Here is a 6,305-nt window from a genome sequence, read left to right as displayed (position 1 = left end):
TGGCTAACTTTTGAGCTTTGATCGTCAATTCTATTAGTGCCAGCAACCACTTCGCCCATAACCTGATTGGTTTCTTGTAAGGCAAGTGATACGGTTTCAACCTGTGTTGCCACACTGGCACAAACTTCTGCTGTTTGCCCAACTGTTCGGCTAATTTCCTGCGTGGCGGCCCCTTGTTCTTCAACGGCAGCAGAAATGCCAGATGAAATGTCATCGAATTGCTTGATTACATTGTCAATGCGTTCAGCGCCATCTACGGCGCCAACAATTTCCGTTTGGATACTACTAATCAAACTGCTGATTTCCTCGGTGGCATTTGTGGTTTGGTTGGCAAGGCTTTTGACCTCGTTTGCGCCTCGCTCTGGGATTTCTTCGATGGAGCCGCTTGTGGCGGCCTTTCTTACGTCCGCTGCCAAGCGTTCCAACATCTGCGAAAAGCCATTCGCAACACTGAATAGAATTCCTAGTGTCAGTCCGGCCAACAACAAGGCGGGAAGCCGCAAATCTGAGGGCCGTGCGCTGCAAGACCAAATTACGGGCGCGTTTACCCTCAGCCAGCTGTCCTGATCCAGCTCGACAAACATTGTTGCGTCTGAGCAAAGCTTTGCAATGCCGCGTGACAGCTCGCCAAACTGAAAGGCGAGGCCGTTGTTTGTGGTTTGGATGGACGCCACAGAATAGCGGAATTGCGGCGAGTAGACGCGAACTGCAATGCGATCACCAGCCGACGTGATTGCCGCACTGGGGGGGTGCAGCGTCAAGCTGGTTTCATAAACCGCATTAGATGGCACACCAAAATACAACTGGGTGACATTTTCACTGGTTATTCGTTTGGGCTGGGAAATTTGATAAACGAAAATGTCTGAATCAACTGGTCTGCTAGGTTGTGAGCGCAGTTCGGACACCGTGCCGAACAATGCGACACCCGCATTGAACGCGCGATCCAAATGTGTTTGCCAAGAGCTATTGGACCGCTCCCACATAAGTGCTGATGTTAGCCCGCAGACAAACGCAAAACCCAACATGGTGATCGATATTGTTGTTGCCGAAAACAGCCAACTCGACCAATTCGTTTGCGTGCACCGCTCTTCAATCATCAGCGTTTACTGCACAGCAGAGTTGATACCCCGTGCCCCGCATTGTTTTGATCAACTTGGGCGCTTTTGCACTCACCTCAATCTTTTGGCGCAGTCGCCCCACCAACACATCAATTGCCCTGCTTTGTTGAGCGTCCAGCTCTTTGTTTTCAGTTTCTTCCCCATTTAATGCGCTGGCAATCTCTTCTCTGGTCAAAGGAATTTGTGGGTTGGCAAGCAACACCTTCAGCAGGGCTGTTTCGCGCTTTGAGAGAATAGTTTCCACCCCATCCGATCCAATCAACTCCTCACGGTCACCGTGAAACGTCCACTTTTCAAACCGATAGGTTCTAGCGTCTCGCCGGTAAGCGAGCGACGAGGCGCGGTGGGTGCGCCTAAAAACAGCCCGCACACGTGCGAGCAAAAGCCCGGGATTGAACGGTTTCGCGATATAGTCGTCCCCACCCATTTGGTATCCCGTGAGGCGATGGTGATCGGCTGAAAGGGCAGACAAAAATATGATCGGCACAGCATTGTCCGCGCGCAGCTTTTTGCATACATCAAATCCAGATTCCTCACCTAGCATGACGTCAAGGAAAACCAAATCGACGCGACGTTGTGCAACGATACTCATTGCAGCTTGGGTGGTGTGCGCGCTCTCCACAGCATAGCCTTCCCGCGTGAGGTATTGCTTGAGCATAGCGCACACATCAGGATCGTCATCAATTACAAGAATGCGGCGAATAGCCATGTATGCTCCCGGGTGTTACGCGATTTGCGCAGATATTGAGTAACAAACTGTAACAAGCCAAGCCCCAATGTAACAGGGCGTAACATTTGGGTTGAATATTAGCTGATCTGGCCCAAGGTGTGTACGAATCCTTATTGCACTTTGTCCTGGATAATTCTCTTTTCATTTCAACTTCGCTGACAGGGGTTGGCGGAGTACAATTCAATTTCTCTCGGGAGGGGAATGTAATGAAAAAATCAGTTCTTTTGACCAGTGCTTTGGCACTTAGCTTGACAGCAACAGCTGCAATGGCTGAGCCAAAAGCCGAAGTGCTTCACTGGTGGACTTCAGGCGGCGAAGCCGCTTCTGTTAAAGTGTTGAAGGACGAATTCGCGGCAAATGGCGGTGTTTGGACTGACATGCCAGTTGCTGGTGGCGGTGGCGATGCTGCAATGACAGCATTGCGTGCACGTGTTCTTTCAGGCAACGCACCCACTGCAGTGCAGCTCAAAGGCCCTTCAATTCAAGAATGGTACGAAGAAGGCGCAATCGGCAATATCGATGACGTCGCTAAAGCTGAGGGATGGGATGAACTCCTACCAGCAGCAATCGCGGATCATATGAAATGCGATGGCGCATATTGTGCTGCACCTGTAAACGTGCACCGGATCGACTGGATTTGGGGCAACTCAAAGGTCCTAGCTGACGCAGGCATTGACGCCCCAACAACTTGGGATGAGTTCAACGCAGCAGCTGAAAAGCTTAAAGGCATGGGCATCACGCCATTGGCCCACGGTGGTCAAGCCTGGCAAGATGCAACTGTGTTTGAAGCTGTTGCAGTTGGTCTTGGTGGACCAGAATTCTTCCGTAAGGCTTTCGTTGAGCTTGATATGGACACGCTAAAATCTGACCAAATGAAAGCTGTTTTTGACCAGATGCGCACAATGCGCGGCTATGTTGACGACAACTTCTCAGGTCGCGATTGGAACCTTGCAACAGCAATGGTCATCAATGGCGAAGCCGCTTTCCAAATCATGGGCGACTGGGCAAAAGGTGAATTCATTGCAGCGGGCAAAGTGCCGGGCAAAGACTTCACATGTACTTCTCCTTCTGGCGGTGCATACCTTTACAACGTAGACAGCTTTGCGTTCTTCAATGTTGATGGCGATGACGCTGTAGCGGGCCAAAAATTGCTTGCTAAATTGGTTATGGGCGGCAACTTCCAAAAAGTCTTCAACTTGAACAAAGGTTCTGTTCCAGCGCGTTTGGACGTTTCTATGGATGAGTTTGAATTCTGTGGTCGCCAGTCAAATGCAGATTTGAACACAGCGATTGATCAAGGTTTCTTGCTACCAAGCTATGCGCACGGCATGGCGATCCGTGGTGCACAAGCTGGTGCGATCACTGATGTTGTTACAGCACACTTCAACTCAGATATGAGTTCAGAAGACGCAGTTGCAGCATTGGCCCAAGCAGTGGCAAACTCACTGTAATCTAGTTCACAACAAACCGCTCATCCACGCGACTTCTAAGTGTCGCGTGGATGGTCTCTTGGAGCAATCTAATGACCGAATGGCTTGAAAAACACGTGCCCAAGATGGTGCTAGCCCCAAGCTTCATAGCAATTTTCGTCTTTGTTTATGGGTTTATCGGATGGACCGCTTATGTGTCCTTCACCCGTTCAAAGCTTTTGCCAAAATACGACCTCAAAGGCACCATCCAATATGAACGGCTAGCTGACTCGCCACGTTTTGAGGTCGCGCTAACAAATCTTGCCATTTTCGGCATTTTGTTCATCCTTTTCGCCACTGTTATTGGTTTGGCGCTGGCCATTTTGCTGGATCAAAAGATCCGCACTGAAGGCCCCTTACGCACCATTTATCTGTATCCAATGGCGCTCAGCTTCATTGTTACAGGTACCGCATGGAAGTGGATTTTGAACCCAGGCCTTGGCATTGAATCTGTCATGCATGATTTGGGTTGGACTGACTTCGCCTTCAATTGGCTCGTTGATCCAAAACTAGCGATTTACACGATCGTGATCGCCGGGGTTTGGCAGTCGTCTGGTTTTGTCATGGCACTCTTCCTGGCAGGGTTGCGCTCAGTAGATAACGAAGTCATCCGTGCCGCAATGGTGGATGGTGTTTCCACACCACGCATCTATATGAGCATCATCATTCCGTCGATGGCTCCGATTTTCCTATCCGCTTTTATCGTTTTGTCTCACCTCGCTATTAAGAGCTTCGATCTAGTTATTGCTCTAACAGGCGGTGGGCCGGGCTATGCTACCGATATGCCGGCAACATTCATGTATGCCATGGCGTTCTCTCGCGGCGATATTGGCCAAGCTGCATCTTCAGCCACAGTCATGATGATCATTGTTACTGCGATCATCGTTCCATATCTCTATTCAGAACTGAGACCACGCCATGACTGATATGTCGATGAATAACGCTCAGTCAGAAAAAAGCGCCGCGCGCGTTAGACTTGCCCAACGTATCGCTTTGCGGTTTGGTCTATACGCCTTGCTTATCGTGTTCGCACTTTATTATCTGATGCCACTTTTTGTGATGGTCACAACCTCATTGAAAAGTCTTGATGAAATCCGCACAGGTTCTTTGCTTTCGCTTCCCCGAGAACTAGATTTCTCGTCCTGGGCCACTGCTTGGTCCAGCGCATGTACGGGCATTCAATGTGAAGGCTTGCGCCCCTTTTTCTGGAACTCTGTGCTCTTGTCTGTTCCAGCTGTCTTTTTGTCCACTTTGTTGGGTGCAGTAAACGGTTATGTGCTCGCTCAATGGCGCTTTAAGGGCTCCAACGTGTTGTTCGCGCTCATGTTGTTTGGCTGCTTCATTCCCTTCCAAGTGGTGATTTTGCCAATGGCGATGACCCTCGGTGTGCTCAAGATTGCTGGCACAATCGGCGGCCTTGTGTTTGTTCACGTGGTCTATGGTATCGGGTTCACAACTTTGTTCTTCCGAAACTATTACGTCACTGTGCCACAAGAGTTGGTGAAGGCTGCAAAAGTTGATGGGGCAGGGTTCTTTAGGATCTTTTTCTCGATCTTCCTGCCGATCTCGCCACCGATTATTGTTGTGACGGTCATTTGGCAGTTCACCCAAATTTGGAATGATTTCCTTTTCGGTGTGTCATTTAGCCAAGCAGGCACGCAACCAATTACCGTAGCGCTGAACAACATCGTGAACTCAACAACTGGCGTCAAAGAATACAACGTCGACATGGCCGCAGCCATCATTGCTGCCCTACCAACACTCTTTGTGTACGTCGTTGCCGGAAAATATTTTATCCGCGGTTTAACCGCCGGTTCTGTGAAGGGATAATCAGATGACAGAAACCACACAACAGATTTTGTCGATCGAGAATCTCGATAAAGCATACGGCACGGTCAAAATCTTAAAAAACATCAATGTCTCCATCGAACCAGGCGAATTCTTGGTTTTGGTCGGCCCCTCGGGTTGCGGTAAATCAACACTGTTGAACTGCATTGCTGGACTTGAAGAGTCGACTGCGGGCGATATCAACATCGGTGGGCGCTCGATGATCGGCGTTTCGCCAAAAGACCGCGACATCGCAATGGTGTTTCAGTCCTACGCACTTTATCCAACCATGACGGTTGGCAAAAACATCACCTTCGGGATGAAAGTGCGCGGCATTCCAGAAGAAGAGCAACAAGCAAAGCTTGCTGAGGTTGCCGGGCTTTTGCAAATCGATCATTTGCTCGATCGCAAACCCTCACAACTTTCAGGTGGTCAACGCCAGCGGGTTGCGATGGGCCGGGCACTAGTCCGTGATCCGCAGCTGTTCTTGTTTGATGAACCATTGTCGAACTTGGATGCCAAGCTGCGTGTCGAAATGCGTACAGAAATCAAACGTTTGCACCAAACACTTGGCGCATCCATTGTCTATGTGACGCACGATCAAATCGAAGCTATGACATTGGCTACAAAGATCGTGGTCATGAAAGATGGTGTAATCCAACAAGTTGGCACCCCGAATGAAATCTACAATCATCCGGCAAATATGTTTGTTGCGGATTTTATGGGGTCACCTTCTATGAACCTCATTCCCGCACAAGCTACCTCTTCAGGTGACGGGACCAAGATTTCCATTGCTCGAACGGGTGGCGAATACCTGACCCTTAGTTTTGACCGCGAAATCGCGGGCATGAATGGAAGTGGCGCAAAAGAAGTGATTTTGGGACTTCGACCCGAAAATATCACGGATCCACTTTCCATCGTTGCGCAAAATGGTCAGCTTGCAGATTGTCACATTGATGTGGTCGAACCCGCCGGGTCCGATACATTCGTGGTGACAAGCTTGGGTGGCAAACAAGTCACTGCCCGTTTGCGGGCTGACGCTGAAGTTGTCGCAGGTCAAAATGCATCACTTGCCTTTGACTTGTCCAAAGCGTCAGTGTTTGAACCCGAAAGTGGTGCGCGCATAGCCTAAAACCAAACGTCATCTCCCAAGACGTATGG

The 6,305-nt window shown here is 49.7% G+C and carries 6 protein-coding genes; 4 read left to right on the top strand and 2 right to left on the bottom strand.

What is annotated here, in order from left to right:
- On the bottom strand, positions 1–1,097 hold a 1,097-nt coding region (locus Q0231_RS15560; protein ID WP_299348967.1), incomplete at its 3' end, for a hypothetical protein.
- Entirely contained in the window at positions 1,090–1,827 is a 738-nt protein-coding gene (locus Q0231_RS15555; RefSeq protein ID WP_269392364.1) for a response regulator transcription factor, read from the bottom strand. The genes Q0231_RS15555 and Q0231_RS15560, both read right to left, overlap by 8 nt.
- A 227-nt stretch (positions 1,828–2,054) precedes the next feature.
- Here Q0231_RS15555 and Q0231_RS15550 point away from each other — a divergent pair, with 227 nt between their 5' ends.
- The 4 genes from Q0231_RS15550 to Q0231_RS15535 all read left to right on the top strand — a co-directional run bounded on the left by Q0231_RS15550 (position 2,055) and on the right by Q0231_RS15535 (position 6,276).
- Positions 2,055–3,299: an ABC transporter substrate-binding protein gene (locus Q0231_RS15550; RefSeq protein WP_269392363.1), complete on the top strand. Its 1,245-nt coding sequence runs from the start codon at positions 2,055–2,057 to the stop codon at positions 3,297–3,299.
- Between the two features lie 71 nt (positions 3,300–3,370).
- Entirely contained in the window at positions 3,371–4,243 is an 873-nt protein-coding gene (locus Q0231_RS15545) for a sugar ABC transporter permease (RefSeq protein ID WP_269392362.1), read from the top strand.
- Positions 4,244–4,250: 7 nt separating this feature from the next.
- Positions 4,251–5,147 carry a carbohydrate ABC transporter permease gene (locus Q0231_RS15540; protein ID WP_269392819.1) on the top strand — a complete coding sequence of 299 codons (897 nt, stop codon included), beginning with the start codon at positions 4,251–4,253 and terminating at the stop codon, positions 5,145–5,147.
- A 4-nt stretch (positions 5,148–5,151) separates the two neighbouring features.
- The gene (locus tag Q0231_RS15535) at positions 5,152–6,276 is read left to right on the top strand and encodes an ABC transporter ATP-binding protein (protein WP_269392361.1); all 1,125 of its coding nucleotides are present in this window, start codon (positions 5,152–5,154) and stop codon (positions 6,274–6,276) included.
- Positions 6,277–6,305 lie beyond the last annotated feature (29 nt).

It is taken from the genome of uncultured Maritalea sp., assembly GCF_937139385.1.
Taxonomy (GTDB): domain Bacteria; phylum Pseudomonadota; class Alphaproteobacteria; order Rhizobiales; family Devosiaceae; genus Maritalea; species Maritalea porphyrae_A.
The sequence above is the reverse complement of the archived record's forward strand: the minus strand, read 5'-3'. Positions and strand labels throughout refer to the sequence as shown.

Bases quoted from the DNA above. Each gene is read 5' to 3' on its own strand.
- Q0231_RS15555 (WP_269392364.1), bottom strand. From the start codon at position 1,827: ATGGCTATTCGCCGCATTCTTGTAATTGATGACGATCCTGATGTGTGC.
- Q0231_RS15550 (WP_269392363.1), top strand. From the start codon at position 2,055: ATGAAAAAATCAGTTCTTTTGACCAGTGCTTTGGCACTTAGCTTGACA.
- Q0231_RS15545 (WP_269392362.1), top strand. From the start codon at position 3,371: ATGACCGAATGGCTTGAAAAACACGTGCCCAAGATGGTGCTAGCCCCA.
- Q0231_RS15540 (WP_269392819.1), top strand. From the start codon at position 4,251: ATGAATAACGCTCAGTCAGAAAAAAGCGCCGCGCGCGTTAGACTTGCC.
- Q0231_RS15535 (WP_269392361.1), top strand. From the start codon at position 5,152: ATGACAGAAACCACACAACAGATTTTGTCGATCGAGAATCTCGATAAA.